This window comes from Nonomuraea sp. NPDC050310 (assembly GCF_040655795.1).
Lineage (GTDB): Bacteria > Actinomycetota > Actinomycetes > Streptosporangiales > Streptosporangiaceae > Nonomuraea.
Map to the genome: position 1 here is coordinate 233517 of NZ_JBFAKP010000002.1, position 16046 is coordinate 249562.

Genomic DNA, 16046 nt, shown 5'->3' on the forward strand with positions numbered 1-16046 from the left:
TGTGTTGGTTACGATATGGCTGATCGTAGGGGTTCTGGCCGGAGGCAGCGGCATCGTCATCGGCTGGCTGGCACTCAAACAGGCCCGGCTGGCGGTCGACGAGTGCCAGCAGGTGCTCGCCCGGCAGAGCGCGGCCGGCGGCACGGGTGATCTCAAGGCCATTCGCGACGTCGCGGTCTACCGCTACGACGCGCTGGCGGAGATGACCGGCCGGTTGTCGTTCTCGGTGGCGATGATCAACGGACTGGGCGACGGGATCGTGCTGACCTCGATCAACGGGCGGTCCGAGACGCGCACGTACATCCGCCCGGTGGTGGGCGGCAAGGGAGCACAGCCGCTCGCCCCGGAAGAGGAGGAGGCGGTGCGCGCCGCCCGGCTCGGTCTGGGTCCAGTCGTCGAAGCTTCCGACAGCAGGAGGTAGCAGCCCCTATCCTGGGGTAATGGTCAGACTCGCCTATCTCGGCCCCGAAGGCACCTTCGCCCAGGAAGCCCTGCGGCGGCTGGCGCCCGAGGCCGAGGGGTTGCCCGCGCCGAACGTTCCCGCCGCGCTCAACGCGGCCCGCACCGGCGAGGCCGACGGCGCGGTGGTGCCGCTGGAGAACTCGCTCGAGGGCGCGATCACCACGACGCTGGACGAGTTCGCCTGGGGCGAGCCGCTGCACATCACCGCCGAGCTGCTGCTGCCGGTGCGTTTCTCGCTGCTGGCGCGGCCCGACACCGAGCTGCGGCACATCAAGCGCGTCTACTCCCACCCGGCCGCGCTGACCCAGTGCCGGGGGTTCATCTCCCGCGAGCTGCCCGACGCCGTCGTGGTGGCCGCGCCCTCGACCGCGGGCGCCGCGCAGGAGGTCGCCCTGCCGGGCTCGCCGTACGACGCGGCGATCGCCGCGGCCATCGCGGGCGAGCACTACGGCCTGGTCGAGATCGCCGGCGACATCGGCGACCGCGCCGACACGATGACCCGCTTCGTCCAGGTGTCCCGGCCGGGCCCGCTGCCCGAGCCGACCGGCAAGGACCGCACGACGCTCGTCGTCTTCCTGGCCGACGACCACCCGGGCGCGCTGCTGGAGATGCTGACCGAGTTCTCCGTCCGCGGGGTCAACCTGACGCGCATCGAGTCGCGGCCCACCGGCGACGGCATCGGCCGCTATTTCTTCCACTTCGACTTCGAGGGCCACGTCGCCGACGCGCGGGTCGGTGAGGCGATCTCGGGCCTGCACCGCGTCTGCGGCGACGTCCGCTTCCTCGGCTCCTACCCGCGTGCCGACGGTGTCGCCCCGCAGATCAAGCGCGGCACCGGCGACGCCGAGTTCGCCGAGGCCGCCCAGTGGCTCGGCCGCATCCGCGCCGGAGGGCACGCCTAGCCGGGTCGAAAAGTCGGCGCGGGCGGCAGCCGTACCTCTGTAGCCTTAGTGTCGTGATTGACCTGCGAACCCTTCGTGAGGATCCCGACAGGCTGCGCATGTCGCAGCAGGCCCGTGGCGAGAGCGACTCGATCGTCGACTCGCTGCTCGATCTGGACGAGCGCCGGCGTTCCGCGCTGACCTCGTTCGAATCTCTGCGCGCCGAGCAGAAGTCCATGGGCAAGTCGGTCTCCAAGGCTTCCGGTGAGGAGAAGGCGGCGCTGCTCGAGCGCGCCAAGGAGCTCGCCGGGCAGGTCAAGGCGGCCGAGGCCGAGGCGGAGCGGCTCGGCGCCGAGCTCGACCAGCTCATGCAGACCGTGCCCAACGTCGTCGACCCGGCGGCGCCGCACGGCGGCGAGGACGACTACGTCGTGCTGGAGACCGTCGGCACGCCGCGCGAGTTCGACTTCGAGCCGCGCGACCACCTGGAGCTCGGCGAGCTGCTCGGCGCGATCGACATGGAGCGCGGGGCCAAGGTCTCGGGCTCGCGCTTCTTCTTCCTGCGGGGCGTCGGCGCCCGGCTGCAGCTCGGCCTGCTCAACATGGCCATGCAGCAGGCGATCGAGGCCGGCTTCGTGCCGATGATCACTCCGGTGCTGGTGAAGCCGGAGACCATGGCCGGCACCGGCTTCCACGTCTCGCACGACAAGGAGATCTACCGGCTGCCCGAGGACGACCTCTACCTGGTCGGCACCTCCGAGGTGTCGCTGGCCGGCTACCACGCCCAGGAGATCCTCGACGGCGGCGAGCTGCCGCTGCGTTACGCGGGCTGGTCGTCCTGCTTCCGCCGCGAGGCCGGCTCGTACGGCAAGGACACCCGGGGCATCATCCGCGTCCACCAGTTCGACAAGGTGGAGATGTTCTCCTACTGCCGCCCCGAGGAGGCGAGCGAGGAGCACGCGCGGCTCCTGGAGTGGGAGAAGCAGATGCTGGCCAAGATCGAGGTGCCCTACCGGGTGATCGACACCGCCGCGGGCGACCTCGGCATGTCCGCGGCGCGCAAGTTCGACTGCGAGGGCTGGATCCCGACGCAGGGCCGCTACCGCGAGCTGACCTCGACCTCCAACTGCACCGAGTTCCAGGCTCGCCGCCTCGGCGTCCGCTTCCGCGACAAGGACGGCAAGCCGGCCTCGGTGGCCACGCTCAACGGCACGCTGGCGACCACCAGATGGATCGTGGCGATCCTGGAGAACCACCAGCAGGCCGATGGGTCTGTGGTGGTTCCCAAGGCTCTGCGGCCCTTTGTGGGGCTCGATGTGCTGGAGCCGGCCAAGTAAGCACCGGTCAGTAGAGCCCGGTCCCCAGCTCGGGGGCCGGGCTCTTCGCGCGTTCGAGCTGCTTGGCCTGGCGGCGGACGGTGGCGAGGCCCAGGGAGCCCACGGTGACGGCCAGGGCGACGGCGGCCCAGAGCGCGGTGCCGTACGAGTCGGGCCAGCCGCCGCTCCACAGGCGGAAGGGCGCGAGCACGGCCACGGCCACCGCGACGGCGGTCGCCACGATCCGGCCCGTGGGGCGCTTGCCGAGGCCGGCGGAGTACGCGACCACGCATCCGGCGAGCGTGAGCGAGGCGAACGCCACGCAGCCGATCAGGCCGAGCAGGAAGTACGGGTTGGAGCCGATCACCGCGAAGCCGGCCAGGCCCGCGCTGAACGTCGCGGAGGCGGCCAAAACGATGAGGGTACGGCGGGCGTCCCGGGTGCGGGCGGCGGCCAGGAGGCCGTACAGGAACGCGAGGACGCCGGCCAGGAGGGCGGCCGCCGTCTCGCCGCCGATGTTGGCGCCGGAGTCGCCCAGCGGGAGCGCGTGCTCGGCACCCAGGGTCGTCCGGGAGTGGAAGCCGTGGCGCCGCCAGACGCCGTTCTCGTCCCGTACGGCAAGCCCGTCCACCCCGTTGGCCACGATGACGACAGGCTGCCCTGAGGGCCGCTTGAGGGCCAGCACGGAGGAGGAGACGAGCTCGTCGGCCGAGGGCAGGTCGAGCGAGCGGGCCAGGAAGGCGCGGCGGCCGGGGGAGACCTCCCAGACCGTGCGCCAGGTGGTGCCGTCGAGCGACTCCTCGACCGCCATGCGGCCGGGCCGGACCCGGTAGCAGGCGGTCCCGGCGCAACTGCTGCTCTGGACCTCGCGGGCGGGCTTGGCGGAGATGGTCCTCCAGGTGGCGCCGCCGTCGCGGGAGACCCACGCGTCACGCTCGCGCGGATCCGCGGGGAAGGCGAGCACCGAGGCGCCCCGCTGTTCGAGGGAGCCGATCGAGGGCGGGGGCGGGAGGGCGGAGCAGGCGGTCAGGGCGACGAGCGCCAGCGGGACCAGCGTGAGCCAGCGCCGGAAGGTCTGCGGGATGTCCCGTAAGTCGCCTCTCATGCCTGGGTAGACGCGGCCTCCGAGAGGGTGGTTCGTGCAGTTGCGCAGTTGTTACCGAGGGACGACGAAGGGCGGTGCCCGCCGAAACGGACACCGCCCCATTACGCCGCTCTGGGGTCAGATGGCGCGGACCTGCGAGGCCTGGGGGCCCTTCTGGCCCTGCGTGACCTCGAACTCCACTCGCTGGCCGTCCTCAAGGGAACGGTAACCGTTGCCCTGAATCTCGGAGAAGTGAACGAACACGTCCGGCGCACCGCCGTCCGGGGCGATGAAGCCGTAGCCCTTTTCGGCGTTGAACCACTTGACGGTTCCCTGAGCCATGAAGCTCTCCTCAGGATGGTGAATCCAAGAGAGCCGCACCTCGCGGCTCCCAGTGTGTCGTACAGCAAACACCCCGGGGTGGCTCAGACAATGTCATGCTGGTTTTCACTTCGGGATCAGCTAATACAACGACTGCCTATCTAACACCATTGAGCCGCGTTGGTGTTCCTGTCCCTGGGAAGATTTCTGCCGACCGACATCTCGGTGCAAACTGGAACCGTCATGGATGCACCTCGCCTCGTCGCCACCGACCTCGACGGAACCGCTCTGCGGACCGACGGAACCGTGTCCGCCCGCACGGCAGCCGCCTTCGCGCGGGTCGAGCAGGCAGGGGCCATGCTGGTGTTCGTCACGGGCCGCCCACCTCGGTGGATGAGCGCGGTGGCGGACGCGGTCCGGCACCGCGGACTGGCCATCTGCGCCAATGGCGCCCTGGTCTACGACCTGCACACCGAACGGATAGTGGAATCTCACCTGATCGACGTCGAGGTGGTCGAGGAGGTGATCGATCAGCTTCGAGCGAACGTCCCCGATCTCGCCTTTTCGGTCGAGTACGAAGGCGGTTTTGCGCACGAGCCGGAATTCCGGCTGGGTCGCTGGGACCGGTCGTCGGGGCTCGGGGTGGCCACGCTGGTCTCGCAGCCGTGCTTCAAGCTGCTGGCCCTGCACGAGGAGATGGCGCCGGACGCGCTGCTGGCGCGGGTGCACGAGGTGGTCGGCCACCTGGTGACCGCCACGCACTCCAGCGGGCGCGGGCTGATCGAGATGAGCGCGCACGGGGTCACCAAGGCCACCGCGCTGGCCAAGCTGGCCGAGGAGCACGAGATCAAGGCGCACGAGGTGCTGGCGTTCGGTGACATGCCGAACGACCTGCCCATGCTGAGCTGGGCAGGCACCTCCTACGCCGTCGCCAACGCGCACCCGAGCGTGCTGGCCGCGGTCGAGCATGTGACCGCGGCCAACAACGACGACGGAGTCGCGATGGTGCTCGAACAGACCTACAGGTAGGGCCCGGAACCGCCGGGACGGCCGTCCTGGGCCTGCTGGATGCCGCCGGGCAGCGCGCGGCGCATCTGCTCCAGCTGGGCCCTGGCCGCCATCTGCTGGGCGAACAGGGTGGTCTGGATGCCGTGGAACAAGCCCTCCAGCCAGCCGACGAGCTGGGCGTGCGCGATCCGCAGCTCGGAGTCGCTGGGGACGTTGCCGTTGTCCTCGGTGAAGGGCAACGACAGCCGCTCCAGCTCCTCGACCAGCTCGGGCGCCAGGCCGTCCTCGAGCTCCTTGATCGAGCTCTCGTGGATCTCCTTGAGGCGCTTGCGGCTGGCCTCGTCGAGAGGAGCCGCCCGGACCTCTTCGAGAAGCTGGCGGATCATGCTGCCGATACGCATCACCTTGGCGGGCTGCTCGACCAGGTTGGTGATCGAACGCTCCTCGCCCTCGTCCTCGGCATTCTGGAAGTCAGGCCCTACCACAACGATGTGGGGGGTGTTGTTGTCCTCAGCGTTCATACGTCTCACCGTACTAGCAGGACCTTCCCGACGTGCTCCCCGGAATCGAGCATCCGGTGCGCCTCGGCCGCCTCGGCCATCGGCACCCGGGCGTGGATCACCGGGCGGACGGCTCCCGCCGAGATCAGGGGCCAGACGTTGGCCACGACGCCGCGGCAGATCGCGCCTTTCTCGTCGGCTGGGCGGGAGCGGAGCGTGCTGCCGTGGACGGTGGCCCGCTTGTTGAGCAGGGTGCGCAGGTCGAGCTCGGCCTTGGCGCCGCCCTGGAGACCGATCACCACGAGCCGGCCGCCGGTCTTCAAAGCTTTGATATTTCCAGACAGGTACTTTGCGCCCATGATGTCCAGAATCACGTCGGCCTGGACCTTCTCCGCGAAGTCCTGCTCCCGGTAGACGATCACCTCGTCCGCGCCGAGCTGGGCCACCGCGGCGCCCTTGAGGTGGGTGCCGACCGTGGCGACGACGTGCGAGCCGTACGCCTTGGCGAGCTGGACGGCCATCGTGCCGATGCCGCTGGCCCCGCCGTGCACCAGGAGGGTCTCGCCGCGGCGCAGCCGCGCGGCCATGAAGACGTTCGACCAGACCGTGCAGGCCACCTCGGGCAGTCCGGCCGCCTCCTCCAGTGACACCCCGTCCGGAACGGGCATGACCTGCTCCCACGGGACCGCCACCCGCTCGGCGTACCCGCCGCCGCCCAGGAGGGCGCACACCTGATCGCCGACCGCCAGACCGGGCACGTTGGCGCCCACCTCGATGATCACTCCCGAGCACTCCAGGCCCGGATAGTCCGAATCGCCGGGTGGCGGGTTGTAGAAACCCTGCCGCTGCATCACGTCGGCCCTGTTGACCGCGGAGGCGGTCACTTCGATCAAGACATCCCCAGGTCCAGGCACGGGTTCGGGCACCTCGCGCCACTCCAGAACCTCTGGTCCCCCGTGCTCGGCGATCACTGTTGCGCGCATGCCGACCACGCTAACTTGTGGGTTGACCGCATTCATCGGAACACAGGGCGTTAATCTGCAATGTGTTTGCTGCCCCTTTGCACCCGTCCCGAGGGGGAACACGGTGGCACGACACGATCGTGAAGAATCCCTAGAGGAACAACTGGCCTGGCTCGACGCCATCAAGGAGGCCGAAGACAACCTCCCCATCGCGGTGAGCGCGGTGACGGCGGTCGAGAGCCCCTACCCCAAGGACCCGTGGGGCGAGACGTCCACGCCGCCGCTGTTCCGTGCCGCCGTGGACACCGTCTACGGCCCGACGGAGGAGGCGCCGGCCGACGAGGCCTCGGCCAACGAGTGGCTGGACAAGGCGACGCCGCAGGAGGACAGCTTCCTGGCGCCGCTCAAGCCGCTGCCCCGGCCCGACGACACCGACACCAAGCTGGAACGCAGCGTCTTCGAGCCGACCACGCAGGAGGAGCCCTCCTGGCCGGTGGTCGAGCGCGAGCCTGAGCCCGAGCCGGAGGAGCCGAAGCCCGCGCGCTTCGAGCGCGCCCGCCTCGACCAGCCCGAGCCGCGCAGCTTCGACGAGCCGCGCAGCTTCGACGAGCCCCGCGGCAGTTTCGACGAGCCGCGCGTCTTCGAGGAGCCTCGCGCTTTCGAGGAGCCACGCCCCTTCGACGAGGGGGTCCAGCGGCGGCGCCGGCACATCCCGCTCCCGCAGGCCGCCGCCGGTCCGACCGCCGAGAGCCTCGACCCCGAGTCGCTCCTGCGCGGCGCGGGCCGGCGCAACGCCCCGTCCGGCGGCTGGCGTCGGCTGATCTACAAGGCCTCCGGCGGCTGGATCCGCCCCGGCGAGTCCCCCGAGGTACGGCGGCGCCGCGAGCTGCTGGCGCGTGCCCGCACCCCGGTCGCCACCGGCCACCACCGCGTCGCGGTCCTGAGCCTCAAGGGCGGCGTCGGCAAGACCACGACCACCGTGGGACTCGGCGCGACCCTGGCCCAGGTGCGCGGCGACCGCGTGATCGCCGTCGACGCCAACCCCGACCGTGGAACGCTCTCCGACAAGGTCGAGCTGGAGACCTCCGCGACCGTGCGCGACCTGCTCAACGAGCGGGAGCAGGTCAAGCGGTACGTCGACATCCGCGCCTTCACCACCCAGGCCCCCTCGCGCCTGGAGGTCCTGGCCTCCGATCGCGACCCGTCCATCTCCGAGGCCTTCAGCGGCGCCGACTACCAGTCGGTCGCCCAGGTGCTGGAGAACTTCTACTCCATCTGCATCACCGACTGCGGCACCGGCCTGCTCCACTCGGCCATGGGCGGCGTGCTCGGCATGGCCGACCAGATCGTCCTGGTCAGCTCGCCCTCCGTGGACGGCGCCCGCGCCGCCTCGGCGACGCTCGACTGGCTGGAGGCCCACCACTACGGAGATCTGGTACGGCAGGCGACCGTGGTGCTGTGCAGCGTCCGGCCGCGCTCGAAGTCGGCGGTGGACATCAAGAAGCTGGAGGCGCACTTCGCCGCCCGCTGCCGGGCCGTGGTGCGCGTGCCGTACGACCCGCATCTGGAGGAGGGCGCGGAGATCGACCTGGACCGGCTGCAGCCGGCGACCAGGGAGTCCTACATCCAGCTCGCCGCCTACGTGGGGGACGGCTTCGCCGGGAACGTGAGCGGAGGGTAAGGGATTCGAACCCTTGAGGCCATCGCTGACCTGGCCGCTTTCAAGGCGGCTGCACTAGTCCACTATGCGAACCCTCCTGGCGTGCGGATCCCACCATAGCGGCCTCCGGCCTTTCTCGCTGCGGAGCCTTCCGGTAGCGTGGGTGGCCGGCGCCGTCCCGCGCCCGACCCCCTGACCGTGCGCCCACGCCGCGCGGCGAGGCGGGGGTAAAGGGGATCGATGTCCTCGGGTCGCCTACCTGACACGTCGGTTTCCTCGTGGCGGCGGGCCGTGCGGCGGAGCGTGGGTCCAGGGCACGGGCGCGCCGTGGAGCACGAGATGACCGAGCACAAGCACCTCAAGCGCCGGGTCCGCGAGCGGATGGCCAAGACGGGGGAGTCCTACACCTCCGCCCTGCGGCAGCTCACCAGGGCCAAGGCGCACCACCACGAATCCGCCCTGCTGCGCCGCTTCCTGGGCGGGCCGATCTCCGAGGCGATGCTCTTCGGGCTCGGCGGGGGCGTCGGGTTCATGTACTTCGTGTTCGACTACAAGGGTCAGCCGCCGATGCTCACCGTCGTCGCGCAGGCGCATCCCGAACCGATGATCCCGGCCGCGCTGCGGCGGCTCGGCGTGCCCTTCGAGGTGCATCGCACCGGCTCGCCCCGGGTCGCCGAGCGGACCCTGCGGGCCGTGCTCGACGCTCGCGGGCGGGCGTTGTGCCGGGTGGGCCGGTTCCAGTTGCCGTGGCGGCCCGATCTGCCCTTCCCCGACCCGGTCGACGTCGCGGTCACCGGGATTTCGGACGACGTGGTCACGGTGGACGACGACCGGGAACGCTCGTTGCCGCTGGCCGAGTTCATGGCGGCCTGGTCGGCGGTCAAGAAGGACAAGCACCAGCTCATCGAGGTCACCGGGGGTCCGGCCGGGGAGCCGGACGTCGCCGGGGCGGTGGCCTGGACCGCCGCGCACCTCACCGGGCCGGTGCTGGGGAACGCGTTCGACGTGAATTTCGGTCTGTCTGGGATGCGGAAGCTGGCCGCGCAGATCCCGGCGTGGGATCGGCGGTGGGCCGACCTCTCGGTGCCGCTGCGGCGGCTGTACGAGGGGCTGGAGGTGGAGTACACCGCGTCCGGAGGGTCCCGGCCGCTCTACGCCGACTTCCTGACCGAGGCCGGGCTGGACGGGCGGGCCTACCGGGCGGCCGGTGACCAGTGGTCGCGGGTGTCGGCGGCGGCGCTCGAAGGGGTCGCGCTGGCCGAGCTCGGGGAGCTGGTCGCGGAGGCCGTGCGGCTCGAAGAGCAGGCGGTGGCGGAGCTCAGAGCTGGTTGAGCAGCTCTGAGGAGCTCAGAGCTGGTTGAGGAGCCATTTCGGTCCCTCGGTGCGGGTTCCGGGCACGCGCTCGCGCAGCCCCCGGTCGGCCGTCACGAGCGTCACCCGCTCGTACGGCCTGGCCTGCCGTACCACCTCGACCAGCGTGTCGTCCCCGGAGCCGGGCGCCTCGACCACCTCGACGCCCGGCACCGAGGGCACGCCGCGGGCGGCTCCCTCGACGACCGCGACGACCTTCGGGAACCACTGCGCCAGGATCGGGTGCCGCCACCGCACGTCCTTGACGTCGTTGAGCAGTCGTTCGGCCGCGCCCCGCCGGTCCCGCCACCAGCCGTGCTCGGCCCGGGCGCCGACGATGTTGGCCACGTCCAGCACCAGCGTCTCGGGCGCCAGCGCCTGCCGCACCGTCTCCCACGACGCCGCGAACCCCGGATGCAGCTCCTTGCCGGCGATCTCGCTCAACGACAGCCAGGTCAGCGCCGTGCTCTCGGCATTCGCCGGACGGGCCTCGAACAGCTCCTCCGCCTCGGCGATCACCGTGTCGAAGCTCCAGCCGCCGTGGTCGTCGAGGTAGACCCCCTCGATGCGCAACGCCGCCCCGTCGAGCGCCGCCTCCTCGCGGGCCTCCCGCAGCGCGCTCTCGATCGAGTCCTCGTGACTGTCGCGTGCCCCGCCCGGCAGGCCCCACGTCCCGCCGTGATGGCTCCACGCCGCCCGCTCCTGCATCAGCACGTACGGCTCGCCGCCGGCCCCATGGTGGACCGCCAGCAGTCCGGACGCCCCGTAGACGCCCCAGTGCCGGTGCCCCTGCGCGCACTGCGCCCACCCGTCGCCGTCTCTCGCCGCCATACGCCCAAGCATGGCAGCTCAGGCGGCTTGCCGAAGCTTTGCCTGTCGGAGCGGGACCTCACCTGGGACGGCTGAGAACCTGCATGGATCGACCTACCTTCTGACCTTGTGAGGCATTGATGGCGAAGCCCCGCGTGAAGATCCCGCTCGACCCGGTCCTGACCCAGGCCGCCCAGGCGATCAAGTCCGAGGACACCCCCGACCCGCAGACCCCCAGCTCAGACCCCGCCCCGCCCCAGGAGAGCTGACTCAGCCGACCCCGTGGATCATGCCCCACAGGAACGGGATCATGTACTTCGGCTCCTCGCCGAGCAGCTCGGGCAGCTCGGCCTCGGTGACCGTGAGCCGGAACGCCGCGCCGCGCGCGTGAGCCGCCCAGCCCTGACCCAGGGCGCGGCGGATGCACGCACTGACGAGAACCGGGCGGACGACGATGGTGCGCTCCCCGTGCGAGTTGTCCGGCCGCGCGCACGGCAGCGTGACCACGAGCACACCGCCCGGCTCGTCGGCCCGCTGGACGGTGAAGCTGAGCTGCTTCCACCCGCCGTCCACACCCCGCGACCACTTCGGAACCCGCCAGCGGTAGACCACCCCGTCCACGGTGATGGGCCGCGAGCCCCGCTTCGGCATGGTCATCGGCGCCTCCTCGCTGCGGCATCGAGAAGCTCCGAGCCTAACGCGCTCAGCCGCCGCCCTTGGAGAAGTGCCGGTCTCTATGGCTCTGACCTGCGGTTCGCTGGGCTTCTAGCTGGTACAGGGCACATTGAGGGCACTCTGGCACTCACCAGCCGGTGGGTCACGGGCTTACCCGCCAGCGCCACTCAGCCGGGATCGAGAGCGCGCCATACCGCGGTAACGGAGCCCTCCTCGTAATCCCACCAACCGTCCTGTCCTTCCACCAGGAGCCGCTTCGCTCCGGCAAGGTCCGCTGCCGGGGGAATGTTCAGCGCCACCAGGCCGAACTGCGCAAGCCCTTCCCCCTCAACGCCCAACGGCGCGAACAGGTTGAGGACAGTGTTCAGGTCGCCTTCAAGGTCGCCGTTGCGGCCTGGGACCACCCGGATCGTGCAGTTATCGGAGAACTCCACGACCTCCTTCGCCCATATGGTGCCCTCGGCGTCCAGTTCGGTGCGCACCACATCGCCGCAAGCGACTCCGCGAACGAAGAAGGGGATGTTGTCCAGTCTCACTCGACCTGGAGCAACGGGAATAGCCCACAGACGCTCGGAACCGGCCGGGGGCCAGCCGTCCTCGTCCTGCTCAAGCTCGAACACCACACGCACATGTGTGGCCGAAGCGCCCTCCATCACCGCAACAGGATGCCCTACTGGCACAGATCACCCCACTGGCGATCGGATCGCGCAGCGGAGCGGCCAGCCACCACGAAGATCCCTCCAGCGCTCAGCCGCCGCCCTTGGAGAAGTGCTGGTAGTCCTTGGTGCCGGACCAGTAGCCGCCCCACTCCCAGCCGAGCCGGTCGAAGGCCTTGACCACGCGGTCGCCGGGGTTGATGACGCCGGGGGCGTCGAGCGGGCGGCGCTTGAACTTCTCGGCGTTCTTGTGGGCGACGGTGCCGGAGGCGGTGACGTAGGGGTTCTCGCGCGGGTTGATGTCGATGGCGCGGCCGTAGGCGTGCTGCGACCAGTTGCTGGAGCCGGTGGCGGGGCGGCAGTTGAAGGCGGAGGTGTTGTTGGCCTCGATGGAGTCGAAGTCGTCGCCCTTGTAGACGTCCACGAGCTCCATGCGCTTGATCGGCCAGCGCCAGCCGTACAGCTGCTTGAAGACGGTGACGATGTCCTTGGCGGCGTCCTCGTGGACGACGAGCTGACCGGTGTGGGGGCGGTCGTCGAAGCCCCAGTAGCTGAGGGTGATCAGGCGCAGGTCCTTGACGGCGACCGGGCAGCCGGGGCGCCAGGAGTGGGGGAGCTGGTCACGGGTCGGGGTGGTGGTCTTCGAGGTGAAGGCGGGCGGGCCGGTCGGGCTGGGCGTCGGCGTGGGACTCGCGCTGGGCGGCGGGGTGGTCTCAGCCCCGGGCCTGGGGGCGGCGGTCGCGGCCGACGTGGCGGCCGGTGGTTCCTGGGCGCTGCAGGAGACCAGGGCCAGGGCCAGGAGTGCGCACGCGGCTGGACGCTTCATCCGCCCACGATATGCGATGCTCCGCTGGCTCTGCGTGATCGGCCCCCGGGTGGGTCAGCGGGAGACGCCCAGACCGCCCTGGGTCTGCGCGCCGTACCGCTCCTGTTCGAGACGGAGGTCGAGCGGGCGGATGCGGCTCTTGGCGGCCAGGACCTCCTCGGTGATGAGGGAGGCGGGCAGCAGCCAGGAGACCTCGAACTCCAGGCCGTCGGGGTCCTTGGCGTACAGGGCCTTGGTGGTGGCGTGGTCGGAGGCGCCGACGAGCGCGCCGAGCTCGCTGAGCTTGGCGGCGATGCGCTCCAGCTCGGCGAGGGTGTCGACCTCCCAGGCGAGGTGGTAGAGCCCGACGCTGGTACGGCCGGCGGTGGTGGGGCCGGCCTGGGCGCCGATCTCGAACAGGCCGAGGTCGTGGTCGTTGCTGGAGCCGTCGGCCTGCAGGAACGCGGCGCCGGGCATGGACATGACGACGTCGAAGCCGAGGGCGTCCCGGTAGAAGGCGACGCTGCGCTCGACGTCGCGGACGTAGAGGACGGCGTGGTTGAGGCGCTGGATGGGCATGCACCCAAAGTACATGAGAGTTCAAGTAAAGTGCGAACATGACCCGATGGCTGTCCGACGACGAGCAACGGACCTGGCGCAGCTACCTGGCGGCCACCCAACTGGTCGAGGAGGCGCTCGACCGGCAGTTGCAGCGCGAGGCCCGGATGCCGCACACGTACTACATGATCCTGGTCGCGCTGTCGGAGGCGCCGGAGCGGTCGATGCGGATGAGCGAGCTGGCGCGGCGCGCGCAGGCCTCGCAGAGCCGGCTGTCGCACGCGGTCGCGCGGCTGGAGGAGCGGGGGTGGATCGAGCGCTCCCCGTGCGCGTCCGACCGGCGCGGGAACGTCGCGGTCCTGACGGAGGCGGGCTTCCAAGCGCTGGCCGAGGCCGCGCCGGGGCACGTGGAAGAGGTACGGCGGAGCCTGTTCGACCCGCTCTCGCCCGAGCAGGTACGGGCGCTCGACGAGATCTGCGCGGCGATCCGCGCCGCCCACGAGGACACCGGCCCCGCCTGCTCCTGACGGAGGGTCGCAGCCGGAAAATGTCGGTCGCACGCCGTACCGTACCTGCGACAACAGGATCGACCGACGGGGTGGGGCGACATGGACGAGCACAACCAAGCGCTGTTCAGGGCAGTGCACGCGATCGCGGTGCGGTATGCCGGTCAGCCGGTGCACATCGTGATGCGCGCACTGGCCGACCAGCTTCCCGCGGCGCCCGGGATCACCCTGGAGGAGATCCGGCGCATCGCCGAGGAGATCAGCGTGGGACGCGACCCCTCGGGGCTGAGGTCAGCCTTCTAGCAGGTCGAGGGCCTTGGCGAGCGCGGGGTCGCGGCCCGCGGCCAGGTCCTCGGCGGTCATCGGCAGGTAGTGGTCGGCGGCCACGCCGATGGTGTCGACGATCTCCTTGCCAGGCCCCCGGTGGTGCTTCGACGGCAGCCCCAGCACGCTGCCGTCGTCCAGGAAGTACGGCTCGCCGGGCCCGGAGACCACGCCCGCGGTGCGCGAGCCCACCAGCGGAGCCAGTCCGAGGCTCTTGACCGCGGCGCTGAAGTCGTCGCAGGCCGAGGCGCACCCACGATCGGTGAGGACGACGAAGGGCAGGTTGAGCAGGGGGACGGTGTCGTCGGTGCGGTTGGCCGCACACGAGTCGTGCACGTCGCAGAAGTAGCTGGTCACCTTGCCGTGCGCGAAGGCGCCCAGCAGCCGGGTGACCTCACGCGGCGAGCCGCCGCCGTTGCCGCGCAGGTCGAGCACGACGCCGGTGATCGTGCCGGCCTTGCGCAGGTCCTCGACGGCCGCGCGCACCTTGTCGGCGACGCCGCCGAAGAAGCCGGGCACCTTGACGTAGGCGACGCCGTCGGCCAGGCGCTTGGCCGAGATCTCCGGGCGGAAGACCACGAACTCGGCCGGCTTGACGGTGAGCGTCCAGGTCCGGCCGTTGGTCGGGCGGCGCAGCCGGAAGGTCACCGGGGCGTCCCGGTTCAGGAAAAGCGGGTCGAGGGCGCTCGGCACGAAGACGCCGTTGACGAAGGGGGCATGGCCGTTGATCGAGACGAGGATGTCGCCCGGCCTGATGCCGCGCTTGGCGGCCGGGCTGCCCGCCTCGACCGAGGTGACGTAGAGCGGGGCCTTGGCGGCCTTGTCCTCGGGGTGGACCGAGATGCCGCTGATGCCGACCGCCTTGACCGTCATGCGGTCGCCGCCGGGGTCCGGCTCCGGGTTGTTGGCGTCCGGTTCCGGCCGGTCCCAGCGGGCGTGGTTGTCGCCGAGCGAGGCGACCATGGCGCGCATCGTCGCGGCGGCGAGGGCCTGGAGGGTGGCCGCGTCGGTGTTCAGGGCCGCGGTGACCTTGGTGTAGACGTCGGCGAACGCCGCCCAGTCGGCCTCCCGGTCGCCGGTCAGCGCGGGCATCGTCGCGACCGGATGGTCCTTCGACCGGCGTTGCAGCTCCTGGGTGAATCCGGCGAAGGCGGCGCGGAGCACGAGGCGGTTGTCGAGTTTCGGGCCGCCGTAATAGCGGTCGAACAGGCAGGTGTACGCCTGGTGGAGGGTGTCCACCGTGGTCGGCTTCAAGGGCGGCGGGTTCGTCGGACCGCCGCCGCCGGGCTTGGGCGGCGGGGCACAGGTGGGGGCAGCGACGCGGGTCGCCAGGCTGCTCGCCGGGAGGGCGGCGGCGACCAGGGCGGTGGCGGCGAAGGCGAGCGCCAGGCTTCTGAGCGGATTCCCGATGGGGTTTCTCATGGCGCCCAGGGTGGCCGGGCGGGCATTCCGGGGCGGTGAACGCGAACGTTAACCGTGCCGTTATGGCCCAGGGGCTATCAATCGGGTCATGCGGGTTCTGGTGGCCGAGGACGAGCGGGTCCTGGCCGATCTCGTGGCCGACGGCTTACGCCGGCACGCCATGACGGTGGATGTCGTCTACGACGGGGACGCGGCGACGCGGTTGCTCGCGGACGGGCGCTACGACGTGCTCGTTCTCGACCGCGACCTGCCCGAGGTGCACGGGGACGAGGTCTGCCGGCGGCTGGCCCAGGCCGGGTCGCCGACGCGCATCCTCATGCTCACCGCGGCGGCCTCGGTACCCGAGCGCGTGGCCGGCCTGGGGCTGGGGGCCGACGACTACCTGCCCAAGCCGTTCGCCTACGCCGAGCTCGTGGCCCGGGTGCGGGCGCTCGGGCGGCGGAGCGAGGCGGCGCTGCCGCCGGTGCTCACCGAGCACGGGATCGTGCTGGACGTGCCGCGCCGGCAGGCCTTCCGCGACGGGCGCTACCTTCCGCTGTCGCGCAAGGAGTACGCCGTGCTGGAGGTGCTCATGCGGGCCCGGGGAGCGGTGGTCAGCGCGGAAGACCTGCTGGAGCAGGCCTGGGATGAGCAGACCGACCCGTTCACCACGGTGGTGCGGGTGATCGTGCGCAAGCTCCGGGCCAAGCTGGGGGAACCGGCGGTCATCCAGACCGTGCCAGGGGCGGGGTATCGCCTGTGACGGG

General features: G+C 70.9%; 20 protein-coding genes and 1 tRNA gene. 10 read left to right on the forward strand and 11 right to left on the reverse strand.

Going from position 1 to position 16046, the window contains the following annotated elements:
* Nucleotide 1 precedes the first annotated feature (1 nt).
* The 3 genes from AB0I67_RS07245 to serS are packed head-to-tail and all read left to right on the forward strand — an operon-like array spanning nt 2 to nt 2680.
* Nucleotides 2-421, forward strand: coding sequence for a DUF4446 family protein (locus AB0I67_RS07245; RefSeq protein WP_357919042.1), 420 nt, complete (start codon nt 2-4; stop codon nt 419-421).
* A gap of 19 nt (nt 422-440) precedes the next feature.
* A complete protein-coding gene (pheA, locus tag AB0I67_RS07250) occupies nt 441-1364 on the forward strand; it encodes a prephenate dehydratase (protein WP_357919045.1) in 924 nt (307 codons plus the stop codon).
* Nucleotides 1365-1417: 53 nt separating this feature from the next.
* Entirely contained in the window at nt 1418-2680 is a 1263-nt protein-coding gene (serS, locus tag AB0I67_RS07255) for a serine--tRNA ligase (protein ID WP_357919048.1), read from the forward strand.
* A 7-nt stretch (nt 2681-2687) separates the two neighbouring features.
* On the opposite strand, the gene AB0I67_RS07260 is transcribed toward serS, so the two are convergent.
* Nucleotides 2688-3764, reverse strand: coding sequence for a hypothetical protein (locus AB0I67_RS07260; RefSeq protein ID WP_357919051.1), 1077 nt, complete (start codon nt 3762-3764; stop codon nt 2688-2690).
* A gap of 117 nt (nt 3765-3881) precedes the next feature.
* Nucleotides 3882-4085, reverse strand: a complete 204-nt coding sequence (locus AB0I67_RS07265) for a cold-shock protein (RefSeq protein WP_357919054.1) — start codon at nt 4083-4085, stop codon at nt 3882-3884.
* A 222-nt stretch (nt 4086-4307) separates the two neighbouring features.
* Here AB0I67_RS07265 and AB0I67_RS07270 point away from each other — a divergent pair, with 222 nt between their 5' ends.
* Nucleotides 4308-5093, forward strand: a complete 786-nt coding sequence (locus AB0I67_RS07270) for an HAD family hydrolase (RefSeq protein ID WP_357919055.1) — start codon at nt 4308-4310, stop codon at nt 5091-5093.
* On the opposite strand, the gene AB0I67_RS07275 is transcribed toward AB0I67_RS07270, so the two are convergent.
* Nucleotides 5084-5593, reverse strand: a complete 510-nt coding sequence (locus tag AB0I67_RS07275) for a bacterial proteasome activator family protein (protein WP_357919057.1) — start codon at nt 5591-5593, stop codon at nt 5084-5086. The genes AB0I67_RS07270 and AB0I67_RS07275 overlap by 10 nt on opposite strands.
* A gap of 5 nt (nt 5594-5598) precedes the next feature.
* On the reverse strand, nt 5599-6555 hold the full coding sequence (locus AB0I67_RS07280) for an NAD(P)H-quinone oxidoreductase (RefSeq protein WP_357919060.1): 957 nt from the start codon (nt 6553-6555) through the stop codon (nt 5599-5601).
* A 103-nt stretch (nt 6556-6658) separates the two neighbouring features.
* Here AB0I67_RS07280 and AB0I67_RS07285 point away from each other — a divergent pair, with 103 nt between their 5' ends.
* Nucleotides 6659-8215, forward strand: coding sequence for a MinD/ParA family protein (locus AB0I67_RS07285; RefSeq protein ID WP_357919063.1), 1557 nt, complete (start codon nt 6659-6661; stop codon nt 8213-8215).
* Here the strand turns inward: AB0I67_RS07285 and AB0I67_RS07290 are convergent.
* Nucleotides 8206-8292 (reverse strand) — tRNA-Ser (locus AB0I67_RS07290). The genes AB0I67_RS07285 and AB0I67_RS07290 overlap by 10 nt on opposite strands.
* Before the next feature lie 241 nt (nt 8293-8533).
* Here AB0I67_RS07290 and AB0I67_RS07295 point away from each other — a divergent pair.
* Nucleotides 8534-9526: a BtrH N-terminal domain-containing protein gene (locus AB0I67_RS07295; protein WP_357919066.1), complete on the forward strand. Its 993-nt coding sequence runs from the start codon at nt 8534-8536 to the stop codon at nt 9524-9526.
* Nucleotides 9527-9541: 15 nt separating this feature from the next.
* Here the strand turns inward: AB0I67_RS07295 and AB0I67_RS07300 are convergent, their stop codons facing one another.
* Nucleotides 9542-10375, reverse strand: a complete 834-nt coding sequence (locus AB0I67_RS07300; RefSeq protein ID WP_357919069.1) for an NUDIX hydrolase — start codon at nt 10373-10375, stop codon at nt 9542-9544.
* Between the two features lie 119 nt (nt 10376-10494).
* On the opposite strand from AB0I67_RS07300, the gene AB0I67_RS07305 reads away from it, so the two are divergent.
* On the forward strand, nt 10495-10623 hold the full coding sequence (locus AB0I67_RS07305) for a hypothetical protein (RefSeq protein ID WP_357919072.1): 129 nt from the start codon (nt 10495-10497) through the stop codon (nt 10621-10623).
* Between the two features lies 1 nt (nt 10624).
* On the opposite strand, the gene AB0I67_RS07310 is transcribed toward AB0I67_RS07305, so the two are convergent.
* From AB0I67_RS07310 to AB0I67_RS07325, 4 genes are all read right to left on the reverse strand, one after another.
* Nucleotides 10625-11011: a hypothetical protein gene (locus tag AB0I67_RS07310; RefSeq protein ID WP_357919075.1), complete on the reverse strand. Its 387-nt coding sequence runs from the start codon at nt 11009-11011 to the stop codon at nt 10625-10627.
* Between the two features lie 185 nt (nt 11012-11196).
* Nucleotides 11197-11682, reverse strand: a complete 486-nt coding sequence (locus AB0I67_RS07315; RefSeq protein WP_357920374.1) for a DUF4265 domain-containing protein — start codon at nt 11680-11682, stop codon at nt 11197-11199.
* A gap of 94 nt (nt 11683-11776) precedes the next feature.
* Nucleotides 11777-12511 carry a M15 family metallopeptidase gene (locus AB0I67_RS07320; RefSeq protein WP_357919077.1) on the reverse strand — a complete coding sequence of 245 codons (735 nt, stop codon included), beginning with the start codon at nt 12509-12511 and terminating at the stop codon, nt 11777-11779.
* Nucleotides 12512-12565: 54 nt separating this feature from the next.
* Complete coding sequence (locus AB0I67_RS07325; RefSeq protein WP_357919079.1) at nt 12566-13069, reverse strand: VOC family protein; 504 nt, start codon at nt 13067-13069, stop codon at nt 12566-12568.
* 38 nt (nt 13070-13107) lie between these two features.
* Between AB0I67_RS07325 and AB0I67_RS07330 the strand changes: the two genes are divergently transcribed.
* On the forward strand, nt 13108-13575 hold the full coding sequence (locus AB0I67_RS07330) for a MarR family transcriptional regulator (RefSeq protein WP_357919082.1): 468 nt from the start codon (nt 13108-13110) through the stop codon (nt 13573-13575).
* 81 nt (nt 13576-13656) lie between these two features.
* Entirely contained in the window at nt 13657-13857 is a 201-nt protein-coding gene (locus tag AB0I67_RS07335; protein ID WP_357919085.1) for a hypothetical protein, read from the forward strand.
* Here AB0I67_RS07335 and AB0I67_RS07340 read toward each other — a convergent pair.
* Complete coding sequence (locus AB0I67_RS07340; protein WP_357919088.1) at nt 13846-15300, reverse strand: S41 family peptidase; 1455 nt, start codon at nt 15298-15300, stop codon at nt 13846-13848. The two genes, AB0I67_RS07335 and AB0I67_RS07340, sit on opposite strands and share 12 nt — an antisense overlap.
* An 88-nt stretch (nt 15301-15388) precedes the next feature.
* On the opposite strand from AB0I67_RS07340, the gene AB0I67_RS07345 reads away from it, so the two are divergent.
* Nucleotides 15389-16042 carry a response regulator transcription factor gene (locus AB0I67_RS07345; RefSeq protein WP_357919091.1) on the forward strand — a complete coding sequence of 218 codons (654 nt, stop codon included), beginning with the start codon at nt 15389-15391 and terminating at the stop codon, nt 16040-16042.
* The last annotated feature ends 4 nt before the right edge of the window (nt 16043-16046 follow it).

What these genes read in the sequence shown, in the direction of transcription:
- AB0I67_RS07275 (WP_357919057.1), bottom strand. Translation starts at nt 5,593, where the DNA reads ATGAACGCTGAGGACAACAACACCCCCCACATCGTTGTGGTAGGGCCT.
- AB0I67_RS07340 (WP_357919088.1), bottom strand. Translation starts at nt 15,300, where the DNA reads ATGAGAAACCCCATCGGGAATCCGCTCAGAAGCCTGGCGCTCGCCTTC.
- AB0I67_RS07315 (WP_357920374.1), bottom strand. Translation starts at nt 11,682, where the DNA reads ATGGAGGGCGCTTCGGCCACACATGTGCGTGTGGTGTTCGAGCTTGAG.
- AB0I67_RS07320 (WP_357919077.1), bottom strand. Translation starts at nt 12,511, where the DNA reads ATGAAGCGTCCAGCCGCGTGCGCACTCCTGGCCCTGGCCCTGGTCTCC.
- AB0I67_RS07280 (WP_357919060.1), bottom strand. Translation starts at nt 6,555, where the DNA reads ATGCGCGCAACAGTGATCGCCGAGCACGGGGGACCAGAGGTTCTGGAG.
- AB0I67_RS07345 (WP_357919091.1), top strand. Translation starts at nt 15,389, where the DNA reads ATGCGGGTTCTGGTGGCCGAGGACGAGCGGGTCCTGGCCGATCTCGTG.
- AB0I67_RS07330 (WP_357919082.1), top strand. Translation starts at nt 13,108, where the DNA reads ATGACCCGATGGCTGTCCGACGACGAGCAACGGACCTGGCGCAGCTAC.
- AB0I67_RS07265 (WP_357919054.1), bottom strand. Translation starts at nt 4,085, where the DNA reads ATGGCTCAGGGAACCGTCAAGTGGTTCAACGCCGAAAAGGGCTACGGC.
- AB0I67_RS07295 (WP_357919066.1), top strand. Translation starts at nt 8,534, where the DNA reads ATGACCGAGCACAAGCACCTCAAGCGCCGGGTCCGCGAGCGGATGGCC.
- AB0I67_RS07300 (WP_357919069.1), bottom strand. Translation starts at nt 10,375, where the DNA reads ATGGCGGCGAGAGACGGCGACGGGTGGGCGCAGTGCGCGCAGGGGCAC.
- pheA (WP_357919045.1), top strand. Translation starts at nt 441, where the DNA reads ATGGTCAGACTCGCCTATCTCGGCCCCGAAGGCACCTTCGCCCAGGAA.
- AB0I67_RS07325 (WP_357919079.1), bottom strand. Translation starts at nt 13,069, where the DNA reads ATGCCCATCCAGCGCCTCAACCACGCCGTCCTCTACGTCCGCGACGTC.
- AB0I67_RS07270 (WP_357919055.1), top strand. Translation starts at nt 4,308, where the DNA reads ATGGATGCACCTCGCCTCGTCGCCACCGACCTCGACGGAACCGCTCTG.
- AB0I67_RS07335 (WP_357919085.1), top strand. Translation starts at nt 13,657, where the DNA reads ATGGACGAGCACAACCAAGCGCTGTTCAGGGCAGTGCACGCGATCGCG.
- AB0I67_RS07305 (WP_357919072.1), top strand. Translation starts at nt 10,495, where the DNA reads ATGGCGAAGCCCCGCGTGAAGATCCCGCTCGACCCGGTCCTGACCCAG.
- AB0I67_RS07260 (WP_357919051.1), bottom strand. Translation starts at nt 3,764, where the DNA reads ATGAGAGGCGACTTACGGGACATCCCGCAGACCTTCCGGCGCTGGCTC.
- AB0I67_RS07310 (WP_357919075.1), bottom strand. Translation starts at nt 11,011, where the DNA reads ATGACCATGCCGAAGCGGGGCTCGCGGCCCATCACCGTGGACGGGGTG.